Annotated in this window: 27 protein-coding genes; 24 read left to right on the top strand and 3 right to left on the bottom strand. The window is 36.7% G+C overall.

Annotation, left to right across the window (positions count from 1 at the left end; genetic code table 11):
• Positions 1-15 precede the first annotated feature (15 nt).
• The 4 genes from PF028_RS04795 to rpsU all read left to right on the top strand — a co-directional run bounded on the left by PF028_RS04795 (position 16) and on the right by rpsU (position 2,733).
• On the top strand, positions 16-264 hold the full coding sequence (locus PF028_RS04795; protein WP_270860217.1) for a YfhL family 4Fe-4S dicluster ferredoxin: 249 nt from the start codon (positions 16-18) through the stop codon (positions 262-264).
• Positions 264-1,712, top strand: a complete 1,449-nt coding sequence (locus PF028_RS04790; RefSeq protein WP_270860216.1) for a Ppx/GppA phosphatase family protein — start codon at positions 264-266, stop codon at positions 1,710-1,712. Before PF028_RS04795 ends, PF028_RS04790 begins: the two co-directional genes overlap by 1 nt.
• 91 nt (positions 1,713-1,803) lie before the next feature.
• On the top strand, positions 1,804-2,481 hold the full coding sequence (locus PF028_RS04785; protein ID WP_270860215.1) for a hypothetical protein: 678 nt from the start codon (positions 1,804-1,806) through the stop codon (positions 2,479-2,481).
• Positions 2,482-2,520: 39 nt separating this feature from the next.
• Entirely contained in the window at positions 2,521-2,733 is a 213-nt protein-coding gene (gene rpsU, locus PF028_RS04780) for a 30S ribosomal protein S21 (protein WP_270860422.1), read from the top strand.
• Positions 2,734-3,060: 327 nt separating this feature from the next.
• On the opposite strand, the gene PF028_RS04775 is transcribed toward rpsU, so the two are convergent.
• Positions 3,061-3,822 carry a sulfite exporter TauE/SafE family protein gene (locus tag PF028_RS04775; protein WP_270860214.1) on the bottom strand — a complete coding sequence of 254 codons (762 nt, stop codon included), beginning with the start codon at positions 3,820-3,822 and terminating at the stop codon, positions 3,061-3,063.
• Between the two features lie 120 nt (positions 3,823-3,942).
• Here PF028_RS04775 and PF028_RS04770 point away from each other — a divergent pair, with 120 nt between their 5' ends.
• From PF028_RS04770 to PF028_RS04735, 8 genes are all read left to right on the top strand, one after another.
• Positions 3,943-5,211: an anthranilate synthase component I family protein gene (locus PF028_RS04770; RefSeq protein ID WP_270860213.1), complete on the top strand. Its 1,269-nt coding sequence runs from the start codon at positions 3,943-3,945 to the stop codon at positions 5,209-5,211.
• A complete protein-coding gene (trpD, locus tag PF028_RS04765; RefSeq protein ID WP_270860212.1) occupies positions 5,208-6,809 on the top strand; it encodes an anthranilate phosphoribosyltransferase in 1,602 nt (533 codons plus the stop codon). Before PF028_RS04770 ends, trpD begins: the two co-directional genes overlap by 4 nt.
• A 3-nt stretch (positions 6,810-6,812) precedes the next feature.
• Positions 6,813-7,910, top strand: coding sequence for a DNA adenine methylase (locus PF028_RS04760; protein WP_270860211.1), 1,098 nt, complete (start codon positions 6,813-6,815; stop codon positions 7,908-7,910).
• 2 nt (positions 7,911-7,912) lie between these two features.
• Complete coding sequence (locus PF028_RS04755; RefSeq protein WP_270860210.1) at positions 7,913-8,542, top strand: phosphoribosylanthranilate isomerase; 630 nt, start codon at positions 7,913-7,915, stop codon at positions 8,540-8,542.
• A 267-nt stretch (positions 8,543-8,809) separates the two neighbouring features.
• Entirely contained in the window at positions 8,810-9,622 is an 813-nt protein-coding gene (locus PF028_RS04750) for a hypothetical protein (RefSeq protein ID WP_270860209.1), read from the top strand.
• A 290-nt stretch (positions 9,623-9,912) separates the two neighbouring features.
• Positions 9,913-11,094, top strand: a complete 1,182-nt coding sequence (trpB, locus tag PF028_RS04745) for a tryptophan synthase subunit beta (protein WP_270860208.1) — start codon at positions 9,913-9,915, stop codon at positions 11,092-11,094.
• Positions 11,087-11,836 carry a tryptophan synthase subunit alpha gene (gene trpA / locus PF028_RS04740; protein ID WP_270860207.1) on the top strand — a complete coding sequence of 250 codons (750 nt, stop codon included), beginning with the start codon at positions 11,087-11,089 and terminating at the stop codon, positions 11,834-11,836. Before trpB ends, trpA begins: the two co-directional genes overlap by 8 nt.
• An 8-nt stretch (positions 11,837-11,844) precedes the next feature.
• Positions 11,845-12,774 (top strand): hypothetical protein, encoded by a 930-nt coding sequence (locus PF028_RS04735; protein WP_270860206.1) that lies wholly within the window; start codon positions 11,845-11,847, stop codon positions 12,772-12,774.
• Positions 12,775-13,010: 236 nt separating this feature from the next.
• Here PF028_RS04735 and PF028_RS04730 read toward each other — a convergent pair whose 3' ends face one another.
• Positions 13,011-14,381, bottom strand: a complete 1,371-nt coding sequence (locus tag PF028_RS04730) for a sodium-dependent transporter (RefSeq protein WP_270860205.1) — start codon at positions 14,379-14,381, stop codon at positions 13,011-13,013.
• Positions 14,382-14,542: 161 nt separating this feature from the next.
• Positions 14,543-15,001, bottom strand: coding sequence for a hypothetical protein (locus tag PF028_RS04725; protein WP_270860204.1), 459 nt, complete (start codon positions 14,999-15,001; stop codon positions 14,543-14,545).
• A 205-nt stretch (positions 15,002-15,206) separates the two neighbouring features.
• Between PF028_RS04725 and PF028_RS04720 the strand changes: the two genes are divergently transcribed.
• From PF028_RS04720 to PF028_RS04665, 12 genes are all read left to right on the top strand, one after another.
• A complete protein-coding gene (locus PF028_RS04720; RefSeq protein ID WP_270860203.1) occupies positions 15,207-16,256 on the top strand; it encodes a cytochrome-c peroxidase in 1,050 nt (349 codons plus the stop codon).
• A 380-nt stretch (positions 16,257-16,636) separates the two neighbouring features.
• Entirely contained in the window at positions 16,637-16,945 is a 309-nt protein-coding gene (gene rplU, locus PF028_RS04715) for a 50S ribosomal protein L21 (protein ID WP_270860202.1), read from the top strand.
• 10 nt (positions 16,946-16,955) lie between these two features.
• Positions 16,956-17,213, top strand: coding sequence for a 50S ribosomal protein L27 (rpmA, locus tag PF028_RS04710; protein ID WP_270860201.1), 258 nt, complete (start codon positions 16,956-16,958; stop codon positions 17,211-17,213).
• A 62-nt stretch (positions 17,214-17,275) separates the two neighbouring features.
• The gene (gene obgE / locus PF028_RS04705) at positions 17,276-18,322 is read left to right on the top strand and encodes a GTPase ObgE (RefSeq protein WP_270860200.1); all 1,047 of its coding nucleotides are present in this window, start codon (positions 17,276-17,278) and stop codon (positions 18,320-18,322) included.
• Positions 18,319-19,086: a glutamate 5-kinase gene (gene proB / locus PF028_RS04700; RefSeq protein WP_270860199.1), complete on the top strand. Its 768-nt coding sequence runs from the start codon at positions 18,319-18,321 to the stop codon at positions 19,084-19,086. The genes obgE and proB overlap by 4 nt, the downstream gene beginning before the upstream one ends.
• On the top strand, positions 19,083-20,003 hold the full coding sequence (gene fmt, locus PF028_RS04695) for a methionyl-tRNA formyltransferase (RefSeq protein WP_270860421.1): 921 nt from the start codon (positions 19,083-19,085) through the stop codon (positions 20,001-20,003). The genes proB and fmt overlap by 4 nt, the downstream gene beginning before the upstream one ends.
• Positions 19,984-20,619 carry a biotin--[acetyl-CoA-carboxylase] ligase gene (locus tag PF028_RS04690; RefSeq protein ID WP_270860198.1) on the top strand — a complete coding sequence of 212 codons (636 nt, stop codon included), beginning with the start codon at positions 19,984-19,986 and terminating at the stop codon, positions 20,617-20,619. The genes fmt and PF028_RS04690 overlap by 20 nt, the downstream gene beginning before the upstream one ends.
• Positions 20,616-21,395 carry a ParA family protein gene (locus PF028_RS04685; protein ID WP_270860197.1) on the top strand — a complete coding sequence of 260 codons (780 nt, stop codon included), beginning with the start codon at positions 20,616-20,618 and terminating at the stop codon, positions 21,393-21,395. Before PF028_RS04690 ends, PF028_RS04685 begins: the two co-directional genes overlap by 4 nt.
• A gap of 2 nt (positions 21,396-21,397) precedes the next feature.
• The gene (locus PF028_RS04680; protein ID WP_270860196.1) at positions 21,398-22,264 is read left to right on the top strand and encodes a ParB/RepB/Spo0J family partition protein; all 867 of its coding nucleotides are present in this window, start codon (positions 21,398-21,400) and stop codon (positions 22,262-22,264) included.
• A 73-nt stretch (positions 22,265-22,337) separates the two neighbouring features.
• Positions 22,338-22,760, top strand: coding sequence for a F0F1 ATP synthase subunit B family protein (locus PF028_RS04675; protein ID WP_270860195.1), 423 nt, complete (start codon positions 22,338-22,340; stop codon positions 22,758-22,760).
• 9 nt (positions 22,761-22,769) lie between these two features.
• Positions 22,770-23,276, top strand: a complete 507-nt coding sequence (locus PF028_RS04670; RefSeq protein WP_270860194.1) for a F0F1 ATP synthase subunit B — start codon at positions 22,770-22,772, stop codon at positions 23,274-23,276.
• Positions 23,276-23,806, top strand: a complete 531-nt coding sequence (locus PF028_RS04665; RefSeq protein WP_270860193.1) for a F0F1 ATP synthase subunit delta — start codon at positions 23,276-23,278, stop codon at positions 23,804-23,806. Before PF028_RS04670 ends, PF028_RS04665 begins: the two co-directional genes overlap by 1 nt.
• Positions 23,807-23,812 lie beyond the last annotated feature (6 nt).

Here is a 23,812-nt window from a genome sequence, read left to right as displayed (position 1 = left end):
TACAAAGGTATTTTAATGGCTTTAATGATAACCAAAGATTGTATCTGTTGCGACGCTTGTCGTGAAGAGTGTCCTGACGGAGCGATTTTCGAAGACGATCCGATTTATATGATTGATCCTGATCGTTGTTGCGAGTGTGTAAATGATTATTCTGAACCTGCCTGTATCGTGGTTTGCCCTGTCGAGTGCATAGTTGCAGACCCTGATAATATCGAAACCCTTGAAGAGCTAAAATTCAAATATAACCACATTTCGGATATGTAATGCCAAAAAGAGTTGCCGTTATCGATCTTGGTTCAAATTCAATGCGTTTAGCAGTTTTTGAACGCACAAGCAGATACGGCTTTTTTATCGTAGCAGAACATAAAATCAAGGTAAGACTAGGCGAGGGCGCTTACGAAAATGGTGGATTTATCCAAAATAACGCTATGCAAAAGTGCCTAAATGCTTTTGGCGAATTTAAAAAAATCATCAAATCTTACGGCGCAAATAGAGTTCTTTGCGTGGGAACTTCGGCTTTAAGAGACGCTCCAAATTCAAATGAATTTATAAATTTAGTTAAAAAAACTCACGGATTTAATATTAGACGGATTGACGGCGACACGGAAGCTCATCTTGGCGGGATTGCGGCGCTGAATTTACTAAGCGATTTTAAAAGCGGACTTTGCGTTGATATAGGCGGCGGCTCGACTGAACTAGCTAGAATCCAAAATAAAAAAGTGGTCGAAAAAATCTCGCTAAATCTTGGCACCGTGCGTTTAAAAGAGCTGTTTTTTGATAAAGACAATATAAAAAAAGCCAAAGAATTCGTTGATGAAGCGTTAAATCAAATTCCAAATAGTTTTAAAAGCGATAATCTAATCGCCATTGGCGGGAGTTTGCGTGCGATTTCAAATTCGATTATGAGTTTGCAAAAATATCCGCTTAAAATCGTGCATAACTTTTCGTATGAATTGAAAGATTACGAAGAATTTATAAGCAAAATCATAAATGCAAAACAGAGCAATTTAGGTAAATTTGGCATAAAAAAAGAGCGATTTGATACGATTAGAGAAGGTGCTTTTATTTTCAAAAAAGTTGCCGAAAAAATAGAAGCAAAAAGCGTCATTACAAGCGGCGTAGGTGTGCGAGAGGGCGTGTTTTTGACTTCGATTTTAGGTAAAAACGCAAGATTACCGGAAAATTTTAATGTAAGTCTAAAAAGTTTGCAAGATAGATTTAGCGTGAAAAATCGCTCAAATTTGGCCAAATTTGCAAAGGAAATTTTTGATAAATTATCATTTTGGCACGGGCTTGATGAAAAATATCTGTCTATTTTAATAAATTCGGCAAAGCTCTGTACTTTGGGCGAGAAACTTGGATTTTATGCTATGCATAATAATTCGGCGTATTTTGTGCTAAATGCCCTAAACTACGGCTTTTCGCACGAGCAAAAGGTTTTGATAGCCTGTGTTATAAAATTGCACGGCAAAAATGAATTCGATGATGAATTTGCGAAATTTAAAAATTTACTGCCACACAAAAGCGTTGTTATTTGGCTTAGTTTTATGCTTGAAGTTGCCAAAATTTTGGATAATTTGGCATTTGAAAAACTTAAATTTGAATTTAGCAACCACGCACTTAAAATTCACGGCACAAACGGCTCGTTGATGGTGCAAGAAAGTATAAAAAAACTGCAAAAACCGGTCGAATTTGAACTTATTTTAGTCTAAAATTTTCAAATTTAAAGTTGATTTTCGTTAAATTTTGTTACAATTTTGTGATTTTTTGTTTTAGAAAATTTAATTTTTGAAAGGTTATGTTATGAATTTTGATGAAGTATTTTCTACCGAACCGCAAAGACCAGCCGAAGTTCCATACGCTGATTTGAAAAAGAAATTTTATATAGCGTTTGGGCTTATAGCGGCAGGAGCTTTGATTTCCGTGATTTTTGGACCAGCCGGTGGATTATTAATTTTGATAGGATTTATCGTAAAAATTTTAGCCGTTATTCAAACCAAACAAATCGCTTCAAGCGATAGATTGTTGTTTAATTTTTTGATAAGCGTTATCGCTCTTGTTATCGGCGTGATTTTGCTAACGCTTGTGAGCGATATGTCGATGAAAAGCCTAGTAAGTGGGATAAATTTTTCGGTTATTCTTTTGGCATTGGTAGCACTTGCTTTGGCAATGGTTTCGCTTGTTTTTTCATTTAGATACTACCAAGAATTTGCCGATATTACGGGCATTAAACTCTTTATCTATGTTTTTGCGCTTTTTATCGTAGGCGGTTTAATCGATAAGTTATCTCCGGCACTTGCAACGCTAGTGCAACTAGTCGCCGTTGGTCTTGAAGCTTATGCAGTTTATCTCATCACGGATATTCGAAAATCGGCTTATATTTATAAATTAATGCGAAAAGAACCAAAAATTTTAAAGCCACAAATCGATGAAAGTTTAGAAGATTTGCATAGATTAAACTCAAATTCAAGAGAATTTTGATAAAATAAAAGCCAATTTTTTTTGAAAGGTGGTGAGGATATGCCTGGCGTTAAGGTGCATCCAAACGAATCATTTGACGAAGCTTATAGACGCTTCAAAAAGCAAACTGACCGCAACCTTGTGGTTACGGAAGTTCGCGCTAGAAGATTTTTTGAGCCGATGACTGAAATTCGCAAAAAACAAAAAATTTCAGCTAGAAAGAAAATGCTTAAAAGATTATATACGCTTCGACGCTACGAGTCTCGCTTGTAGCACTAAAAACTCGGTGGTTTTACCACCGAGTTTTTTTAAATTTTATCCATTGAATTCAGCCTAGCTTTTTTGAGAGTTTGCAAATTTCTCCTTCGATAGGCAAACAGCCTTATCTCAGTCGAAATTTGCTTCACAACTCAAAAAATCGTCGGCATAACACGATCAAATTTAGAATTAAAAGCAACTTCAATTCTATGACAAAATATTCAAGACAGAGTAGGCGTAGTAAAGCCCAAATTTGAGTAATTTCAAGCGAAGTTACCTTTGTGTGGTAATAAGCGTAGGAATTGCTCAAATTTGGGCTTTAATCCGTTCAAGTATGGGGAATTAAAATAGTCCCAAATCAATCGCAAAAATCTTTTTTAGGGTAAGTAAAATCATCACTACATACAACACTAAAAACCACTTTTTCTGCTCTTCTTTGCTGATTTTATGCGAACTTTTTGTGCCAAAATAAACCCCAACTAGCCCACCAAGCCCTAGCAAAGCGCCTTCTAAGTAGTGAATATTTCCGTTATATGCCATACTTAAAAATCCGCTAAATGAGCTAAAAATAACGAAAAATAGGCTCATGGATACGGCTTTTTTAATATCCACGCCAAGGAAACCAACCAAAATCGGAGTTAAGAAAATAGCTCCGCCAACGCCCATACTAATGGCAACGGCACCGATACAAAAGCCGATTACAAAAAGCAAGAAATTTGAAACGCTTTTTGGCTCTGCTGCGACATTTGTCTTAAAAAGTTTAAAAAGTGCGATAAAAATTGTAGCCAAAAGCCCGATTTCAAGGACGATTTCAGGCGTGTATTTGACGATAAAGCCAGACAAGGAAGCTCCGCAAAGTCCCCCGACACCCACAAAAATGCCATTATCAAGGCGAAGTTTTCCGCTTTTGTAGTTGATATAAGAGCCAAAAATGGCGCTAAAAAGCATTTGCATGATGGAAATTCCAACAGCTGTTTTTATATCGTATCCAAAAGCAAGCATTACAGGCACCACAATCAGGCCGCCGCCTATGCCAAAAAAACCTGAAATAAAACCGACCAAAATGCCAAAAAACGGCAAAATATATAAAACAAATTCGCTCATTTTAGCCCCTTAAAAAACAAATTTTATTAAAAAAAAGCTAAATTTTCAACACTAAATTTTTTAACTTTTTCAAAGTGCATTTTTTATATAATTTTTTCTTTAAATTTTAAAGAAGGCACCATGTTTTTAAAAGATCCCATTTTTTATTTCAAAAATATTTTATCTAGGTTTCCAAACTCCTATCTCGCCGAAGACGGCGGGCAGATCATCATCGGTATTGACTGCGAATATTTACAAGGCGATGACCTTGATAAACTCAAATTTGCTTTGCAAAACACCACGCAAATTTGCGAATTTGCAGGGCTTTTTGGAGTGCTAAGCTACGAAGCAGTTTATAAATTTGAACGCTTGGGAGATATTAAGCCACGCCTTTATGATTTTCCGACATATTTTTACGCAAACGCAAGGGCGTATCTGCACTACGACAAACAAAGCAAAATTTACAGCTTTTATGGCGAAGGAAAATATTTTGAAAATTTGGAAAATTCCAGCGATACTGCGCCGAAATTTGGAGGCGAAAAATTTTATAAAATCAAAACCGATTTAAACGCCGAAAAAAGCGACGCCGAGCGTATTTTTAAAAAAGCAAAAGAATATATCAAAAGCGGCGATATTTTTCAGGTCGTGCCGTCTCAAACACTGCAAATTTACTCAAATTTAGACCCTTTGGAGTTTTATGAAATTTTAAAACGCCAAAATCCAAGCCACTATATGTATTTTTTCCCGACACCTTACGGCGTGGTGGCTGGAAGCTCCCCTGAACTCGTGCTTCAAATCAGAAATAACGAAATTTTTGTCGCTCCCATAGCTGGAACAAGACCTCGTGGCAAGGATGCAAACGAAGATGAAGCCCTAAAAAACGATCTTTTGAGCGATGAAAAAGAGATGAGCGAACACAAAATGCTAGTTGATTTGGCGCGAAACGACATTGGCAAATTTGCCAAAAAAGGAAGCGTGAAAGTGCGAAATTTAGCCCATGTGCAGTTTTTTGAAAGCGTTATGCATATAGTTAGCGATGTGCGTGGCATAAAAGATGAAAGCAAGGATAATTTTGATGTTTTGGGTGTGGTTTTTCCTGCCGGAACACTTAGCGGAAGCCCAAAAATTCGCGCTATGCAAATTATAAACGAATTAGAAAGCCACGCTAGGGGAATTTACGGCGGCGGGATTGGCTTTTGGCATTTTAACGGCGATTTGCAAATGGCGATTTTAATCCGTTCTGCGATTTTTGTAAAAGACAAAGCAAACCCCGAATTTAGCGATGTTTTCGTGGGGGCAGGATACGGGCAAGTTTTTGATAGCGTGTTTGAAAACGAATACGCCGAAATTTGCAACAAACGCAAATCTTGCCTAAAAATTTTTGAAAAAACTTGCAAGGAAATGCAATGATTTTAATGATTGATAACTACGATAGTTTCGTATTTAACATATATCAATATGTGTTAGAGACCACAGGTGAAGAGATAGTTTGCAAACGAAATGACGAAATCACGCTTGAAGCGATTAAATTTTTATCGCCAAGCAAGATTATTTTAAGCCCGGGTCCAAAGCACCCAAAAGATAGTGGAATTTGCCTAGAAATTTTAAAGGCAAATTTAGGCATACCTATTTTAGGCGTGTGTTTGGGACACCAAGCCATAGGATTAAGCTTTGGCGCGAAAATAAAAACGCTAGAAGTGCCAAAACACGGCAAAACTAGCGAAATTCGCGTAACAGGCGAAAATGCCGTTTTGGCAGGCTTGCCTAGCAAATTTGAAGTTATGCGTTATCACTCGCTTTATGTAGATGAATTGCCACCGTGCTTAGAGATTTCAGCCGTGAGCGAAGACGGCGTCATAATGGCGATGAAGCACAAAGAACGCGAAATTTACGGCATTCAGTTTCACCCTGAGAGCTATTTCACGCAGTATGGCAAAAAAATCATTGAAAATTTTGTAAATTTAAACAAACCCCAAATCAAGGAGAAAAAAGTGAGCAATTTCGCCCCGTTTATGATAAAGCTACAAAAGGGCTTCCCGCTCGAAGGCGGCGATTATGAAGAGATTTTTAGTGCCGTTATGGCAAAAGACTATGACATTGTCCAACTAGCTGGTTTGCTTGTGCTAATTAGCGAAAAATCGCTCTACCCAGATAGCCTAAGTGCGCTTGTGCGAAGCGTTTTGAAATACTCCAAAACTTACAGCGATGATAAGCCTATGCTAGACATCGTAGGCACCGGCGGAGACGCGCTAAAAACAATAAATATCTCCACAACCTGCGCGTTTATACTCGCTTCTCTTGGCGTCAGGATCGGCAAACACGGCAACAGCGCAGTATCAAGCAAGAGTGGATCGAGCAATATCTTTGAAGCTTTGGGAGTGCCGTTAAATAGCGATTTGGGCGAACTTAGAGCGCTTATGGATAAGACAAATTTGGCATTTTTTCATGCGCCGTTTTTTCACAAGGTTACAGCCGAAGTCAAAGAAGCGCGAACTCGCCTTAAAATCGGCACTTTCTTTAATATTTTAGGACCTTTGCTAAATCCAAATTTGACCCTTTCGAACCAAGTCGTAGGCAACTACCACGAAGAAGTCAATGAGCTTATAGCGCAAACTTTGCAAAAACTAGGTCGAAAGCGCGCCCTAGTCGTGCATGGCATGGACGGCATGGACGAGATCACGCTGTGCGACGAGACGCTCGTGCATGAAGTGCGGGGCGAGAAAATCATCGAGTATAAAATCACGCCTGAGCAATTTGGCTTTAACCGCGCCTTTCACACCGACATCGAAGGCGGAGATAGCAAATTTAATGCTGAAATTTTTAAAAGCACGATTAAAGGCGAGTTAAAAGGACCTAAACGCGACATTGTCGTGCTAAATGCGATGTTTGCTTTGTATGCGGCTGACTTTGCAAAAAGCCCAACCGAAGCCAAAGAGATAATCGAAAATGCCATTGATAGTGGCAAGGTGTGGGAATTTTATCAAAATTATATTAAGAATTTTGGGTAATTAATGCAAAAAGAAAACGAAAAATATCTAAGCGAACAGTTAATTAGTTATTTAGGAAATAAGCGTTCGCTTCTTGGGGCGATAAATGGCGTTATAACGGACATTAAAGCAAATTTGGGGGCTGAAAAAATCGCTTTTGCCGATGTTTTTAGTGGCAGTGGCGTGGTAGCAAGGTTTGCCAAAGCACACTCAAATTTGGTTTTGGCAAATGATTTAGAAAAGTATTCTTTCATCATAAATTCGTGCTATTTGGAGAATTTAACGCCACAGTTGAAAGCAAATTTAGCTAAATTTCATGCCGAAATTTTAGCGAATTTTAAGCCTTGCGAGAGCTTTATCAGCGAACTTTACGCCCCAAAAGACGATGAAAAAATCAAAAAAGGCGAAAGGGTTTTTTACTCACGCCAAAACGCCCTTATTTTGGGGGGACTACGTACTGCAATCAGCCAAATTCCAAGTGAGTTTCAAAAATACTTCATCGCTCCGCTTTTAAGCGAAGCTTCTATCCACTCAAACACAGGCGGCGTTTTTAAGGGCTTTTACAAGGACAAAAACGGCGTGGGGAAATTCGGCGGAAGTGGTGAAAACGCGCTATCTCGCATTTTGGGCGAGATAAGTTTGCCGTTTCCGGTTTTTTCAAATTTCACAAGCGATTTTCAGGTTTTCCAAAGCGATGCTTACGAGTTTAGCAAACTTGCTCCAAGCGTGGATATAGCGTATTTTGACCCGCCGTATAACCAGCACCCTTACGGCTCGAATTATTTTATGTTAAATTTAATCGCTGATTTTAAAGCACCAAATTTAGGGGATTTAAGCGAAGTAAGCGGTATTCCAAACGGCTGGAACCGCTCGAATTACAACAAAAAATCTCGTGCCGCAGATGAATTTTTCACGCTTTTGGCTGAATTTAGGGCGAAATATTTGATAATCTCGTTCAACTCAGAAGGCTTCATCAGCGAAGATGAGTTTTTAAAAAATCTCGCTCTCATCGGTAAAGTGGGAAAAATCCAGATAAAATACCCTGCGTATCGTGCTTCTAGAAACTTGCGAAACCGAAATTTGCATGTAACCGAGTATCTTTATATCGTTAAAAAGGCATAAAAATGGGCGCTATAAAACCAAAAATCAAAATTTGCGGGATTAAAAATTTAGCCGAAGCAAAAAGCGTTTTAGAGTGCGAATTTAATGGCGTTAGAGTGGATTTTTTAGGTTTAATTTTTGCCAAAAGTCCAAGAAAAGTTAGCCCCCAAATCGCAAAAGAAATTTCAAATTTGGTGCGTGAAAACGGGCGAAAAAGTGTCGGCGTTTTTACCGATACGGGCGATGATGAAATTTTAGAGATTTGCAAATTTGCAAATTTAAATGTCGCTCAAATTTATAAAGAAATTTCGCCAAATTTAAAGCAAAATCTAGCAAACATCGGCGTAGAAGCGTGGCAGGTCGTGCGCGTGAAAGATGAAATTCCAAGCCTAAAAAATCTAAATTATGATAAAATTTTGTTTGATTACAAAGGCGAAAAAATGGGCGGAAACGGCGAGAGTTTCGAGTGGGAAATGCTAAAAAATTTGCAAATTCCATTTATCCTAGCAGGCGGTATCGGCGCAGAAAACGCGAAAGAAGCCTTAAATTTAGGGGCTTTTTGCCTTGACATAAATAGCAAAGTAGAAAACGAAAACGGCATAAAAAATCCGAAAAAAATAAACGAAATTTTAAAAATAATCGCCGTTGCTTAGATTGTGATTATTTTCAAATTTAAGTTTAACAAACTAGATTTAAATTTGTCAATTTGTTTGATTTGTCATTGCGAGAGCCGAAAGACTCGAAGCAAAACAAGCGTAGCGATGCGAGTGCGTAGCACGAAGCAGGTTTGGACGAGCGACAGCGAAGTCAATCCAGAGAATTAAACAATGTTTGATTTTAAAAACAGCTTTCGCTGTTTGACTGGATTGCCACGACCACTTCGTGGTCTCGCAATGACGGAAAATTTAAAAGGATTGAATTTGAATAACGAAAAAATAATGCGAGAAAAAGCAGAACAAATGGCTAAAAATGCTGAAATGAAAATTCAAAAGGCACAAACAAAAGAAGCTAAATATCAACAATGGCTAGAAAACAAAAAACAAAACGACCCAAATTTTAGGGATTATGATGAAAATCCACTCATTATAAAAAGCTATGAGAAGTTTTTTGCTTTAACACTATTTATATCATCATTATGTTTAAGTGCTATACTTTTTTATTTTATAATGAATTTGTTTTATAAAGATTGGTATGCAAACGGTTTAGAATTTTTGTCTATTGCAGTAGTAGCCTATATCGTGATTGTTTATATTATCCACAAATTCAAATTTAAAAATCATAAAATCAAATTTACAAATAAATATATCGAATTTTACGATGACGGAAAATTGAAAAGACAATGCGAGATTGTGCGAGACAAATTAGTTAAATCATTTTGTATGGCTACTGGCACACATAGAGAATATTTAATTATAAAAATTTCAGAGTTAATATTTTTATTGGGAATTATAATTTTAAGTAAGGGAAAATTTATTCTAATTATGGCGATTTTTTATTTTTCAATTTTTTTATTTAAATTATTTTTTTATTTCTTTATAAATGTAAGCTTAAAAGGCTTTAAAATATTTCCTTTCATTAGGGTTGCTACGGCTAACATAACTATTGCCACAATGTCTGAGAGATATTTTATGATTTATTTATATAGCAATGAAATTTACAAAGAAGTAAAACAATATTTTTTACAAAAAAATATAGATATTGATAAATTACCAAAAGATTATTGGATTATTTAGCTATCAAATTTTTGATAAACATTTTAATTAAAGGAGCTCAAATGAGTAGAGAAAGTATTGCGAAAGCAGAACTAGACAAGGCAGAAGCAGATTTTAAAAACTTAAATTCATAAATTCAAGTAAAAATTTGTGAATTTTTATAAACAGCATTTTACAAAGCAAAAAAGTTTAAATTCACAAAGTTTGTAAATTTGTAAATTTCGCTATCACACGAAACAAGGTGTAAATTTCAAAGCAACTTTTAACGCTATTTTAGATATAATCGGCAAATTTTTATTTTAAGGCAAAAAATGAATACAAAAGCATATTTTGGCAAATTTGGCGGTCAGTTTGTCCCTGAAACTGCGATGTTTGCACTCGAAGAGCTTGAAGAAGCTTACAACACCATTGCGATGACAAAAGAATTTAGAGATGAGCTTGACTATCTTTTGCGTGAATACGCAGGTCGCCCGAGCCCACTTTACTACGCAAAACGCCTAAGCGAACACTACGGACACGACATTTACTTAAAACGCGAAGATTTAAATCACACCGGTGCACATAAAATCAACAATGCCCTAGCTCAGGCGCTACTAGCAAAAAAAATGGGTAAAAAGAAGGTCATTGCCGAAACGGGAGCAGGTCAGCACGGCGTAGCCACTGCCACAGCGGCGGCACTTTTGGGGTTAGAATGTAGCATTTATATGGGCGAATGCGACGCCGCTAGACAACAGCTAAATGCCTTTCGTATGCGACTTTTGGGTGCAAATTTAGTTACCATTAGTGACGGCTTAAAAACGCTAAAAGAAGCCACAACAGCGGCAATCCAAGCGTGGGTAAATGAGATTGAAGAGGTATTTTATGTCATCGGTTCTGCTGTCGGTCCGCACCCGTATCCAAAAATGGTAAAAGATTTCCAAAGCGTAATCGGCACAGAAGCCAAAGCACAACTCAAAGAAAAAGGCGTTAAGGCTGATTTCGTCATCGCCTGTGTGGGTGGCGGCAGTAACGCAATCGGCATTTTTAGCGGATTTTTAGACGATGAAAGCGTAAATTTGATCGGCGTTGAAGCAGCAGGACTTGGCATAGATACACCGTATCACGCTGCGACCATGACAAAAGGAAGCCCCGGCATAATTCACGGCATGAAAACTATCGTTTTGCAAGATATTTACGGACGGATAGATCCGGTTCATAGTATTTCAGCAGGGCTTGATTATCCGGGCGTTGGTCCGGAACACGCTCATTTGCTTGATATTAAAAGAGCGCAGTATGCTGCCGTAACGGACGATGAGTGCGTAAATGCGTTAAAACTTTTATCTCGCCTAGAAGGGATAATACCAGCAATTGAGAGCTCTCACGCTTTGGCGTATTTGGAAAAACTATGTCCTAGCCTAAATGAGCGAAAAACAATCGTAGTAAATGTAAGCGGTAGGGGCGATAAAGATATGAACACCGTTATGAACTACAAAAAAGGAACGATTTATGGATAAGATAAAAAAAGCATTTGATAATAAAAAGGCAAACATCGGCTACATAGTCGCAGGTTTCCCAAGTGTAGAGCATACAAAAGAGCTGATTTCAAATTTAAATGATAGCAAACTTGATATTTTGGAAGTCGGAATTCCATATTCTGACCCGATAGCTGACGGCAAAACTATATCAGAAGCTAGTTTTAAAGCCGTGCATAGCGGTGTTACGACCGATACGGTGTTTGATATTTTGGGTGCTGTAAAAACAGATAAAGCACTTGTTTTTTTGGTTTATTATAATCTAATCTTTGCTTACGGCGTTGAAAAATTTGTCGCAAAAAGCAAGGAAGTGGGGATTTCAGGCTTAATCATACCTGATTTGCCTTACGAAGAAAACGAAGAAATTTTTAATCTTTGCCAAAAAAATGGCATTGCTTTGATACCGCTTATTAGCATTACTAGCGAACACAGAGCGCCACGCTTGCTAACTCGCTCATCCGGTTTTATCTACGCTATCGGCGCTCTTGGCGTTACAGGCACAAAGCAAAGCCCGTTAGAGCGAAATAAAAATATGGTCGGAGATCTGCATAAGATGAGCGATTTGCCGATAGCTCTTGGTTTTGGAATTCGCACAAACGAAGATGTTCGCCTTGCCAAATCTTACGCAGACGGCGCGATAATCGGCACGAGCATAGTCGAGCTTTGTTCTAAATTTAACGGCAAAGAGCTTATTGGCGAAATTGACAAACTTTTTGCAGAGTGAGTAAATTTATGAAAAAGATTATTTTTGCAGTTTTAGCGTTTGCGAGTTTTAGCTTTGGCGTTAGCCTTATGAATTATGAATTTTTCGATAAGCAAGACAATATCGATATAGTTTTGTCTTTCGATAGTGCTTATAAGCCTGATATTACAAGGCGCGAAGGCGAGAATTTGGTTATCGTTTTAAAGGGTGTAACAAGCGAAGAAAAATCTACAATTTCTATAAATTCGCCAATTTTAAGCGAATTTGAAATCGTTCCGCACCCAAATGCCACGCATGTTATCTTTATAAACGGCGCTAAACTAAATATCGAAGCTGTGCAAAAAGATAAACTTTCGCTTACTTTGCGTGTGAGCGATCCAAACCAAAAGCCGATTTCGCTGACTCAAAATGAAAATGGCGAAAAAGAAAAGACGAATTTTACGCCGTTTATAATGATACTTTGCGTTTTGGTTTTGCTTGTTTTGGTCTATTTTTTGACAAAAAAATTCGCACGAAAAAAACCTAAAAAAAGCGTTGATGATACTTGGGACGCATTTGAAAATATCGATAATAACGCAACTATGGCTAAATTTGATGAGGTCAAAGACGAAAGTGTTGCGTTTAAATCAAATGAGAAATTTGAAATTTTTGATGACTTAAATTTCGAGAAAAAAGAAGCCGAATTTAGCGAATTTGAGTATAAAGAAGAACCAAATTTAAACGATGACGAGCCTGAATTTATTTCTGAAAAACCGCAAGAAAAATTTGAAGAAAATAACAATAAATCAAGCAAAATTTCAAAAATTTTAGAAGAAGAAAGCGACGATAGCGAAAATTTTGGCGATGAAATAAAAGTCGTTTTAACCAAAAAAATAGATACCAATAAACTTGCCGTAGTGCTAAAACACGGCGAAAATACTCATTTAGTCGTGCTTAAAAACTCAAATATGATTTCATAAATCCTGCTTTTTAGCAGGATTTTTTTAAATTAGAATTTGCAAATTTGCAGAATAAAAACAACCAAATTCTAAATTTAACCACTGGCGATTGCTTCGTTTTTTCTGCAAAAAAATGGAAGGCTTAGAATAACAAATGCCGACGATTTTTCGCAAGACAGGCATAAGATAAGACTTGCTTCGTCTATCGTTGCCAGTCTTGCGAAAAAGCTAGGCTGATTTCAATTTCCTAAAATATATTAAAACGCTACATGATTTATTAGTGCTATCAAGCACAAAACCAACGCCAACGGCACATAAACAAATCTACCTATATAATACCACGCATTGCCGTATTTTTTCTTGCTTCCTGTATTGATTTCATCAAGCAACTCATCTTTTTTGAGTATCCAAAACCATGAAATCGCACCCAAAACAGCACCGATTGGGATAATATAAATCGACACTAAGTCCATCCAAGGTCCCCAGTTTGTGGTATTTATGGTAAATGCACTGCTTGCAGCTGCGATTTCTGCTGTCGGTGCGATTGTTTCCATATTTACGCCAAATCCAAAGCAAATCACGCAAAGAGCGATTAAAACCCAGCTTCTTTTTAAATTTGGAAATTTATGAAGCACAGATTCAGCCACCGCTTCAAACATATTTTGCAAAGATGAAATTCCGCCAAAAATAACAGCCGTAAATAAAATAATGGCAAAAATTTGACCGCCAACCATATCTTGCAAAATTTTTGGCAAGGTTACAAAAAGCAGTCCCGGACCAGCTGCTTGATCCATATTATAAGCAAAAAGCGCAGGGATCATCACAAACGCTGCTACAAGAGCTGCAATGGTATCAAAAAACGCCGTTTTCTTAGCAGAATCGACTATATCTTCTTTTTTGGATAGATACGCACCATAAACTAGCATTCCTGAACCCGTAATCGAGAGCGAGAAAAACGCCTGTCCCATAGCCGTAATCCAAACATTATAATCACTAAGTTTGCTCCAATCGGCACTTGCCATAAATTTATATCCGGCTCCTGAACCGTCCAGTGTCGCCACACGCACTGCTAAGATCGCAAACAAAATAAAAAATAACGGCATCATAATTTTGTTTGTTTTTTCGATACTTTTTGCCCCAAAAAACAGCGTTAGCAAAGTCCCTGCAACTACGATGAAGTGGTATGGGATTACAGAATACTCACTAAAAGCAAACGAAGCAAACCAAGTGTTGGTATCAACGCTCATTAACGAGCCGGTAATCGCCTGAGTAAGGGCTTTTAGCACATAAGCGATGATGACAGCGTATCCGATAGCGATACACATTGATCCTGCTAGCGGAAGCCAACCTAAAATTTTGCCGACAATGCCAAGACGGCGAGAATTCCAAGCATATTCATAAGAGCCTAGTGTTCCTGTTTTTGCGCGTCTGCCGATAGCGTATTCGGCTGAGAGTGCGACATACGAAAATAGGGCGATAAAAAATATGTAGATCAACAAAAACGCCCCGCCGCCGTTTGCGCCGAGCTTATACGGGAAGCCCCAGACATTTGCCATGCCCACAGCCGAGCCTACACAAGCTAGTATAAAAGCCCAACGACCGGTAAAACTTTTGTGTGAATTTTGCATTGTTGTCCTTTTTTTGAAAAATAAACTTTGTGATTATAGCGAATTTATTTATAATTTATTAAATTTTTGTATAAATTTTGACAAAAAGTAAATTTGATGAAATTTGGATAAAACAAAGAAATCTATGTGTGTAGATTTTACACACATAGACATTTAAATTTTTATATGCATTTTGCGACAGCTTCTTTTAGGTTGATAACATAACCTTCATCATCTGTTATAAGATCTCTATCGCAGCAGTTTCGCACAGGCACTTGTTTGCAATCTTCTCCGACACATTGCTCTCTATAAACGCCTGTATCTTTGCAGTTTTTCCAGATGTAATGTTTAATATTATCATCGTCGATAAATGCGTTATCAGGGCGTCCCCAAGTCGATACAACCGTATTTATATGAAACATATTTTCTCTATCTTGCGGTTGTTCGATTTCGATTTGTGTTCCGCCGATAGTTTGACCATCTTGCATGGTGTCTTCGGGTTTTACCGGTTCTTGGACTATGTCCGGAGTTTGAGTATTTTGACCGTTTTGAGTTGTAGGTTGGTTATTGATATTCCAGTTTGAGTAACCGCAACCGCCAAAAAACGCCATAATGCAGACTAAAAACAATACTTTTTTCATAAAACTTTCCTTACACAAAAAAATACTCCGTTATGGTAGCAAATTTAAAATTATTTTTAAATAAATTTGCCTAAAATAGGAGTTAATTCTTCTCATTTAATATTTTAATTTTGTAGATAAAATTTATCAATTTGTTTAAATTTTTAAGCGAAATTTTATTTAGTAAAATTTATAATTTGATTACAATTTATTTAAGGAGAGCGTAATGAAAATGAAATTTTTATTGCTTAGTTCAGTAGTTGTTGCAAGCACTATGTTTGCAGCTGATGATTTGGCAAAATTAGCCAAAGATAGCGGTTTGGTAGCACTTCCAAAAAGCCCGGCTGAAATAGCTAAACTTGCCGAAGCTTCTGCGCCAGATGCAAAAGAATTCCCAACAACTGAAAAAAGAGTTGAACTTGGTAAAAAATTGTATTTTGACCCAAGAATTTCAAGAAGCGGCATCATTAGCTGTAATACCTGCCACAACTTGGCAATCGGTGGAACTGACGGTGTTCCTGCTTCAACAGGTCACAAATGGACTCCAAACCCACACCATATAAATGCACCTACAACACTAAACTCAGTATTTAACTCAGCACAATTCTGGGATGGTCGTGCAGCTCACCTAGCTGAACAAGCAGCAGGTCCAGCAACAGCAGCTCCTGAAATGGCTGCAACTCCTGAGAGTGTAGAACAACTATTAAATTCAATTCCTGGCTATGTTAAAGAATTCAAAGAAGCTTATGGTGAAAATACAAAAGTTACATTTGATTTATTTGCTACAACAGTAGGAATTTTTGAAAGAACTCTTGTAACTCCGTCAAGATATGATGATTTCCTAAACGGCGATGCAAACGCTCTTAGCGCAACAGAAAAAGAAGGTCTAAAAACATTTATCGATAAAGGTTGTGCAACTTGCCATAACGGAATCAACCTAGGTGGCACAATGCAACCGTTCGAAGTAGCAGGCAAATACGAATTCGCTAATGTTGGCGATTTCAAAGGCGATGCTAACGGTATGGTTAAAGCACCAGTTCTAAGAAATATTGTTGATACAGCTCCATATTTCCACAATGGCGCAATCTGGTCACTAAAAGATGCAGTTAAAGCTATGGGTAGCGTTCAACTTGGTATCGAAATCAGCGATGATGAAGCAAACAAAATCGTTACTTTCTTCAACGCTCTAAGCGGAAAACTACCTGATGCAGCTCTAAAATACCCAGTATTGCCAGCTAGAACAGATGCTACACCAAAACCAGAACTTGACTACTAATAAGTTTTGATTTTGATAAATTCTCCTTTTGCCTATCCGAATTTTTCGGATAGGCTTTTTTATTGTTTAATTTAGAAAATCTACTTTTTATATAAAATATTCAAGACAGAATAGGCGTAGTAAAGCGTAAATTTGAGTAATTTCAAGCGAAGCTACCTTTGTCGGTAGTGAGCGTAGGAATTACTCAAATTTACGCTTTAATCCGTCAAGTATGGGGAATTTAGATAATATCGGTTCAACTTGCGATACACAAAACATAAGCTTAAATTTATAAATTTTTCAGTATAATCCACCTTTTACAACCAAAAACGGCTCCGTAAATTTTTAAATTGGTAAATTTAAAATGCCTTTTTGGACTACCAAATTTAAAGGAAAGCTTGATGTATGCTATCATCAAAAACGGCGGCAAGCAATACAAAGTAGAAGAAGGTAACTACCTAAATCTAGATCATTTTGCTGCTGAGCCAAAAAGCAAAGTCGAAGTTAGCGAAGTTTTGGCTATCAACGACGGCGAATTAAAGGTAGGCGCACCATTTGTTAAGGGTGCAAAAGTTGTCTTAGAAGTGGTAAATGAAGGTAAAGACAAAAAAGTCGTAATCTTCAAAAAACGCAGAAGAAAAGACTCAAAAGTAAAACGCGGTTTCAGACGCCAATACACTCGCGTCAAAGTCGTAAGCATAAACGCCTAAGGAGTAAAAAATGGCACACAAAAAAGGTCAAGGTTCAACCCAAAATAACCGTGATTCTATCGGACGCCGACTAGGTGTGAAAAAATTCGGCGGCGAGTTTGTTAGAGCGGGAAATATCATCATCCGCCAAAGAGGCACTGCTACGCATCCGGGCAATAATGTCGGTATGGGCGTAGATCATACGATTTTTGCTTTGATTGACGGCTTTGTTAAATTCGAACGCAAAGACAAAAACAGAAAAAAAGTCTCAGTTTATCCTGCGGCTTAAAACTTCGTGGTTGCCCGAATTTGGGCGACCTTTCTTCTTAAAATAATTCAAGGTCAAACAAAATGTTTGTCGATAATGTAAAATTTAGTGTAACTTCGGGAAAAGGCGGCGCGGGTTGCGTTAGTTTCAGACGGGAAAAATTTGTCATTTTAGGAGGTCCAGATGGCGGAGACGGCGGAAGAGGCGGCGATGTTTATGTAAAAGCCGATAAAAATACGCACACGCTTTCATTTTACAAAGGAAAAACCAAATTTAAGGCTGAAAACGGCGCACCCGGAGAGGGTCGCAAAAAAACGGGTAAAAGCGGCGAAGCATTGTATCTTATCGTGCCACCCGGAACTGCCGTGTATGATGATGAAACAAAAGAGCTTATTTTTGATTTGCTAAATGACGGCGAAACAAAACTTTTGCTAAAAGGCGGAAAAGGCGGTCTTGGCAACACGCACTTTAAAAATTCGGTAAATCAACGCCCAGATTACGCGCAACCGGGTATCGCAGGTGAAGAAAAAAATATTCGCTTGGAGCTAAAACTCATCGCCGATGTAGGTCTTGTGGGATTTCCAAATGTCGGAAAATCTACGCTCATCTCAACCGTATCAAATGCAAAACCCGAAATCGCAAACTATGAATTTACCACAATTACGCCAAAGCTTGGCATTGTAAATGTCGATGAGTTTTCAAGTTTTGTTATGGCGGACATCCCGGGCATAATTGACGGTGCAAGTGAAGGCAAGGGACTTGGAATCCAGTTTTTAAGGCATATTGAGAGAACAAAAATCTTGCTTTTTATGCTTGATACGATAAATTACCGAAGTCTAGGCGAACAATTTAGCACACTAAAAGCCGAACTTGCCAAATTTTCGCCTGTTTTAGCCGAGCGAAATTTCGCTATTGCGCTTACAAAATGCGAAGCGTGTGAGAATTTAGAGCAGATTCAAAGCGAATTTTTAAATGAATTTGGCTTTGAAAAAATGCAAAATTTAGACGAATTTGACAAAAGCAAACCATATTTTGTTATGCCGATTTCAAGTGTAACAAATTTTGGTATAAAAGAGCTAAAATTTGCTCTTTTCGAGCTTTTAAAAGAGAATTTAAAAGGCGAAAAATGAAAAGAGTTGTCATAAAAGTGGGCTCTCATGTCCTAAGCGATGAAAACAAAATCAGTCAGGCAAGAATCGCAAATTTGTGCGAATTTTTGGCACAATTAATGAGTAAATTTGAAGTTATTTTGGTAAGTTCTGGCGCGATAAATGCAGGAAGAATAAAATCCAATATCGAAAAAACTTCTGTGGTAAATCGCCAAATGCTTGCAGCCATCGGACAGCCATATTTGATGGAAATTTACGAAAAATCAATGGCTAAATTTGGCATTTTGACGGCTCAAATTTTACTAACTGCAAGTGATTTTGACTCACGCAAAAGCACAAACTACGCCAAAGGGCTAATCGACGGACTTTTGCAAAATAAAATTTTACCTATTATAAATGAAAATGACGCCACAGGCATAGCAGAAATCGTCTTTGGCGATAACGACAGGCTAAGTGCGGGTGTGGCAAACTATTTTGGTGCTGATTTGCTCGTGATTTTAAGCGATATTGACGGATATTATGATAAAAATCCAAGCGTTTGTAAGGACGCAAAAATTAGAAGTGAAGTAAATTTTTTAAGCCCAGATGAACTTGCCGTGCCGCAAAATGCAGGTTCGAAAATGGGAACGGGCGGCATCGTAACTAAGCTAAAAGCTGCAAATTTCTTGCTTGAAAACGGCAAAGAGATGTTTTTATCTAGTGGATTTGATTTGAGCGTGGCAAAGGAATTTTTGCTTAATGGCAAACAAACGGGCGGCACGATTTTTCGCAAAAAGGCAAAATAATGAAAATCGTTTTTATGGGGACGCCTGATTATGCGACGCAGATTTTAAAAGGGCTTTTGGGGGCCAAATTTGAAATTTGCGCAGTTTTTACCCAGCCAGATAAACCTGTTGGCAGAAAGCAGATTTTAACGCCACCAAGCGTGAAACAATTTTTACTTGATGAGAATTTGCAAATTCCTATTTTTCAGCCAAATTCGCTAAAAGAAGTTGGCATAAAAGAGCAAATTTGTGCTTTTAAGCCTGATTTTATCGTAGTTGCAGCATACGGGCAAATTTTGCCTAGTGATATTTTGGGTATTGCGCCTTGTATAAATTTACACGCTTCGATACTGCCTAAATACCGCGGTGCAAGTCCGATTCAAAGTGCGATTTTGTGTGGTGAAAAATTTAGCGGCGTAACGGCGATGAAAATGGGTGCTGGGCTTGATGATGGCGAAATGCTCGGATTTTCGTTTTTGGATATTGCAAATTTAAAATCGAGCGAAATTTTTGATCAAATGGCAAAAATCGCTTCAAATTTAATAGTAAAAATTCTAAAAAATTATGAAAATTTAGCTCCGATTTCCCAAATTTACGCACTCTCAACCAAATGTTCTAAAATAAAAAAAGAGTTTGGTTTGATTAAATTTAGCGACGATATTGATGAAATTTTGCGTAAATTTAGGGCTTTTGATTTTTGGCCAAACATTTTTTTAGATGACGGCACAAAACTTTTGGAAGTGGCTAAATTTAGCGATAAAATTCATAGCAAGAGCGAATTTGGAAAAATCGTCGCGATAAATAAAAATAGTTTTGTCATTGCTGTGTGTGGTGGCGAATTAGAAATCACAAAAATCCAAGAAGTCGGCAAAAAACCGCTAAATGCATATGATTTTATCAACGGCAAAAGGCTGAAAATTGACGATAGAATTTGTTGAGAGTTGCGATTCGACCCAAACTGGGATCATTTCAAATTTAAAGCTTGGCGTTATCAAACCGCCATATTGTTTGGTCGCAAACTCACAAAATGCAGGGCTTGGAAGCAGAGGAAATGCGTGGGAGAGCGTGAGCGGAAATCTATATTTTTCATTTTGCGTGAGCGAAAGTGCCTTGCCAAGCGATTTGCCGACAAATTCGGCTAGTATTTATTTTGCATTTTTGATGAAAGAGTATTTGGCAAATTTAGGCTCAAAAATTTGGCTAAAATGGCCAAATGACTTTTATTTGAGTGAAAAAAAAATCGGCGGTGTAATCACGACAAAAATCAAAAATGTTTTTGTCTGCGGTATGGGTTTAAATTTAGCTCACGCGCCCGAATTTGCTGGAATCTTAGATATAAAAGTAGAGCGAAATAGCCTAATTTACGGCTTTTTTGAAATGTTAGAAAAAAAACCTTCATGGAAGCAAATTTTTAGCAAGTTTTCGCTAGAATTCCCTTTGTCGCAAAAATTCGGCACCCACAATGGGTGCGAGATAGTATCTCTCGAAAATGCCGTGCTTTGCGATGACGGTTCAATCCTAATAAACAACAAAAAGGTGTATAGTTTAAGATGAGCGAAGTAATAACTATTGCTAATCAAAAAGGCGGTGTCGGCAAGACGACAACTGCGATAAATTTGGCGGCAAGTTTAGCTATTGTCGGAAAAAAAGTTTTACTAATCGATCTTGATCCGCAGTCAAATACGACAACAGGGCTTGGTTTTAGTAGAAGTGATTATGAATTCAATATCTATCATGTTTTAACTGGTAGAAAAACAATATCTGAAATCACGCTCGAAACGGAAATTCCTGAACTTCATTTAGTTCCGTCAAATATCGGTCTAGTTGGCATTGAGCAAGAATTTGCCGACAATGACAAAGATAGTAAAATGATTTTAAAAAGGAAAATTGCCAAAATTTCTTCAAAATATGATTATATCATTATTGATTCGCCACCTACTTTGGGAAATATCACCGTAAATGCACTAAGTGCAAGTGATAGTGTTATTGTACCTGTTCAGTGTGAATTTTTGGCACTTGAAGGGCTAAGTTTGGTTTTAAATACCGTTAAAATCGTGAAAAAAAGCATAAATCCAAATCTTAAATTTAGAGGATTTTTGCCTACAATGTATAGCAAAAATAATATTTCAAAAGAGGTTTTAGCAAATCTTAAAGAGCATTTTGAAGATAAGCTTTTCAAAAGTGACAGAGATGAAAACGGCTTTGTTATAATTCCTAGAAATGTAAAACTTGCAGAATGTCCAAGTTACGGCAAACCTGTGATTTTATATGATATAAAATCATCAGGAAGCGTTGCGTATCAGGATTTGGCAAATTCGATTATGGAGTAAATATGGCAAAAGTAAAAAAAAGTGCGTTAGGACGGGGACTTGGTGCCATTTTAGATGATGTTGAAAATGCTTACGCAAAAGAGTTAGAAAGCGGAAAAAAAGATTTAGTTTTAGAAATCGAAATTGATAAAATCAAACCAAATCCATATCAGCCAAGAAAAAAATTTGATGAAAATGCTTTAAAAGAGCTTAGCGAAAGTATCGCTAGGCACGGGCTTATCCAGCCTATAATCGTTGTTGCGAAAAATGATGAGTATATGCTGATTGCCGGCGAGAGAAGATTTCGTGCTACAAAACTTTTGGGTGAAAAATATATCAAAGCCATAGTTGCTGATTTTGGCTCACAAAATTTAAGGGAACTAGCGCTAATTGAAAATATACAAAGAGAAAATTTAAATCCTATTGAACTTGCAAATTCATACAAAGAGTTGATTGATGAATATAAAATCACGCAAGAAGAATTGGCTGGAATCATCAAAAAATCGCGTGTGCAAATTACTAATACTTTAAGGCTTTTAAGCTTAACTAGCGAAGTTCAAAACGCAATTAGCGAAGATAAAATTTCACAAGGTCATGCAAAGGTTATAGTAGGACTTGATGAAAAAGATCAAATTTTGGTTTTAAATACGATAACAGGGCAAAAACTAAGCGTTAGAGAAACCGAGAATTTGGTAAAAAAAATAAAAGATAAAAAAGATAAAAAATCGACAAAAGAAAAGGTTGAAAAATTTGAAAATTTTGAGCCAAAACTTTTGGAATTGAAAGAAAAATTAGATAAATTTGGAAAAATAAAGATAAAAGATAGAAAAATTTCTGTTGAATTTGATGAAATTTCAAAAATTGATGAATTTATTAAGAAGTTAAACTGATTTTTTAATCTAAATTTTTAAATTTATATTGTAAAATATTAATTTATTTTGTAAAAATTAATAAGGAGGGTTAATGCTCGAAATTAGTTTGCCTGCTCTGATCTTCACTGTTATCGTATTTTTGGGGCTCGTCTACATTTTGAATATCATGCTTTATAAACCACTGCTTTCTTTTATGGACAGCAGAGAAGCCATGATACAAAAAGATGCCGAAGAAGCCAAGCAAAATGCGCTAGATGTCGATTCTGATAGAGCCGAGATAACAAAAATTCTAGATGAAGCAAGATCACAAGCAGCTAAAATCAAACAGCTATCTTTGGATAAAGCAAAAGAAGATTCCGAAGTAGTGATAGCGGCTAAAAAATCGGAATTAGAAGCCGATTTTGACAAATTTGTTAAAAAGCTTGGTAAAGAAAAAACTGAGCTTAAAAAAGATCTTCAAGATAAAATTCCGGAATTTAAGAGTAGCCTTAAAAGCGCTCTTGCCAAGATTTAAGGAGAAAAAATGAAAAAATATATATTTTTAACACTTTTTCCGATTTTGGCTCTTGCAGACGGACATGGCACAAACTATGATATAGTTTGGAGAACGATAAACTTTTTAATCTTTTTTGGGATAATGTATTATTTGCTAAAAGGTCCTTTAAAAGCTGCTTATGAAAATAGAATAAATTCGATAGCTTCTAGACTTGAAGCAAATCAAAATTTATTAAAAGAATCAAAAGAGCGAAAAGAACAGGCTAAAAAAGATGTAGCAACTGCTAAAATTCAAGGTGATTCTTTGGTAGAAACAGCCAAAAAAGAGGCAATTTTTGCAGAAGAAAAAGTTAAAAATGCTACCGAATTTGAGATAAAACAACTTCAAAAAGCGTTCGAAGAGCAAAAAGAATTTGAAACTAGAAAAGCGAAAAAAGATGTCGTAAATGAAATTTTAGAAGAAATTTTTGACAAAAATAGCATAAATTTAGATCAAAATGAACTTATCGACATAGTTCATAAAAAGGCTGTGTAATGATAGACAATACCGCTAAAAAATATGTTAAAGCTTTAATAGAAAGCTATAAACAAGATGAGCTAAAAGGCGTTTTGGAAATTTTCAAATCCCTATCTTTGGCTTTTGAAACTGAGAAATTTAACGATATTATCAACTCTCCTGCTATAAAAGATAATGCAAAAGTTGATTTGATTTTATCTTTTATAAAAAAACCTGATGAGAAAATTTCAAATTTGATAAAGCTTTTGGCAAAAAATAGACGAATAAATTTAATTCCGCAAATTTTTGAAGGATTGCGAAGCAATATCGCAGCTGCAAACAACGAATTTTACGGAAAAATTTACTCTTCAAAAGAGATTGAAAAATCAAAACTTAAAGAGCTAGAAGCGCAAATTTCTAAAAAATTCAATGCAAACATCAAATTAGAGCCGGTTATTGCTAACTACAACGGCGTTAAAATCGATGTTGAAGATTTGGGTTTTGAGATTAGTTTTTCTATTGATAGATTAAAAAATAAAATGAGCGAATATATATTAAAAGCAATTTAAAGGAGT

The organism is Campylobacter sp. CN_NE2 (assembly GCF_027797465.1).
GTDB lineage: Bacteria > Campylobacterota > Campylobacteria > Campylobacterales > Campylobacteraceae > Campylobacter_B.
Note: the sequence above shows the minus strand (reverse complement) of the source record. Positions and strands in the feature narration are given on the sequence as shown.

Bases quoted from the DNA above. Each gene is read 5' to 3' on its own strand.
- PF028_RS04680 (WP_270860196.1), top strand. From the start codon at position 21,398: ATGGCAAAAGTAAAAAAAAGTGCGTTAGGACGGGGACTTGGTGCCATT.
- PF028_RS04785 (WP_270860215.1), top strand. From the start codon at position 1,804: ATGAATTTTGATGAAGTATTTTCTACCGAACCGCAAAGACCAGCCGAA.
- PF028_RS04665 (WP_270860193.1), top strand. From the start codon at position 23,276: ATGATAGACAATACCGCTAAAAAATATGTTAAAGCTTTAATAGAAAGC.
- obgE (WP_270860200.1), top strand. From the start codon at position 17,276: ATGTTTGTCGATAATGTAAAATTTAGTGTAACTTCGGGAAAAGGCGGC.
- PF028_RS04735 (WP_270860206.1), top strand. From the start codon at position 11,845: ATGAAAAAGATTATTTTTGCAGTTTTAGCGTTTGCGAGTTTTAGCTTT.
- PF028_RS04770 (WP_270860213.1), top strand. From the start codon at position 3,943: ATGTTTTTAAAAGATCCCATTTTTTATTTCAAAAATATTTTATCTAGG.
- rplU (WP_270860202.1), top strand. From the start codon at position 16,637: ATGTATGCTATCATCAAAAACGGCGGCAAGCAATACAAAGTAGAAGAA.
- trpD (WP_270860212.1), top strand. From the start codon at position 5,208: ATGATTTTAATGATTGATAACTACGATAGTTTCGTATTTAACATATAT.
- rpsU (WP_270860422.1), top strand. From the start codon at position 2,521: ATGCCTGGCGTTAAGGTGCATCCAAACGAATCATTTGACGAAGCTTAT.
- PF028_RS04790 (WP_270860216.1), top strand. From the start codon at position 264: ATGCCAAAAAGAGTTGCCGTTATCGATCTTGGTTCAAATTCAATGCGT.
- PF028_RS04725 (WP_270860204.1), bottom strand. From the start codon at position 15,001: ATGAAAAAAGTATTGTTTTTAGTCTGCATTATGGCGTTTTTTGGCGGT.
- trpA (WP_270860207.1), top strand. From the start codon at position 11,087: ATGGATAAGATAAAAAAAGCATTTGATAATAAAAAGGCAAACATCGGC.
- PF028_RS04755 (WP_270860210.1), top strand. From the start codon at position 7,913: ATGGGCGCTATAAAACCAAAAATCAAAATTTGCGGGATTAAAAATTTA.
- PF028_RS04775 (WP_270860214.1), bottom strand. From the start codon at position 3,822: ATGAGCGAATTTGTTTTATATATTTTGCCGTTTTTTGGCATTTTGGTC.
- trpB (WP_270860208.1), top strand. From the start codon at position 9,913: ATGAATACAAAAGCATATTTTGGCAAATTTGGCGGTCAGTTTGTCCCT.
- PF028_RS04760 (WP_270860211.1), top strand. From the start codon at position 6,813: ATGCAAAAAGAAAACGAAAAATATCTAAGCGAACAGTTAATTAGTTAT.
- rpmA (WP_270860201.1), top strand. From the start codon at position 16,956: ATGGCACACAAAAAAGGTCAAGGTTCAACCCAAAATAACCGTGATTCT.
- PF028_RS04675 (WP_270860195.1), top strand. From the start codon at position 22,338: ATGCTCGAAATTAGTTTGCCTGCTCTGATCTTCACTGTTATCGTATTT.
- proB (WP_270860199.1), top strand. From the start codon at position 18,319: ATGAAAAGAGTTGTCATAAAAGTGGGCTCTCATGTCCTAAGCGATGAA.
- PF028_RS04795 (WP_270860217.1), top strand. From the start codon at position 16: ATGGCTTTAATGATAACCAAAGATTGTATCTGTTGCGACGCTTGTCGT.
- PF028_RS04670 (WP_270860194.1), top strand. From the start codon at position 22,770: ATGAAAAAATATATATTTTTAACACTTTTTCCGATTTTGGCTCTTGCA.
- PF028_RS04685 (WP_270860197.1), top strand. From the start codon at position 20,616: ATGAGCGAAGTAATAACTATTGCTAATCAAAAAGGCGGTGTCGGCAAG.
- PF028_RS04720 (WP_270860203.1), top strand. From the start codon at position 15,207: ATGAAAATGAAATTTTTATTGCTTAGTTCAGTAGTTGTTGCAAGCACT.
- PF028_RS04730 (WP_270860205.1), bottom strand. From the start codon at position 14,381: ATGCAAAATTCACACAAAAGTTTTACCGGTCGTTGGGCTTTTATACTA.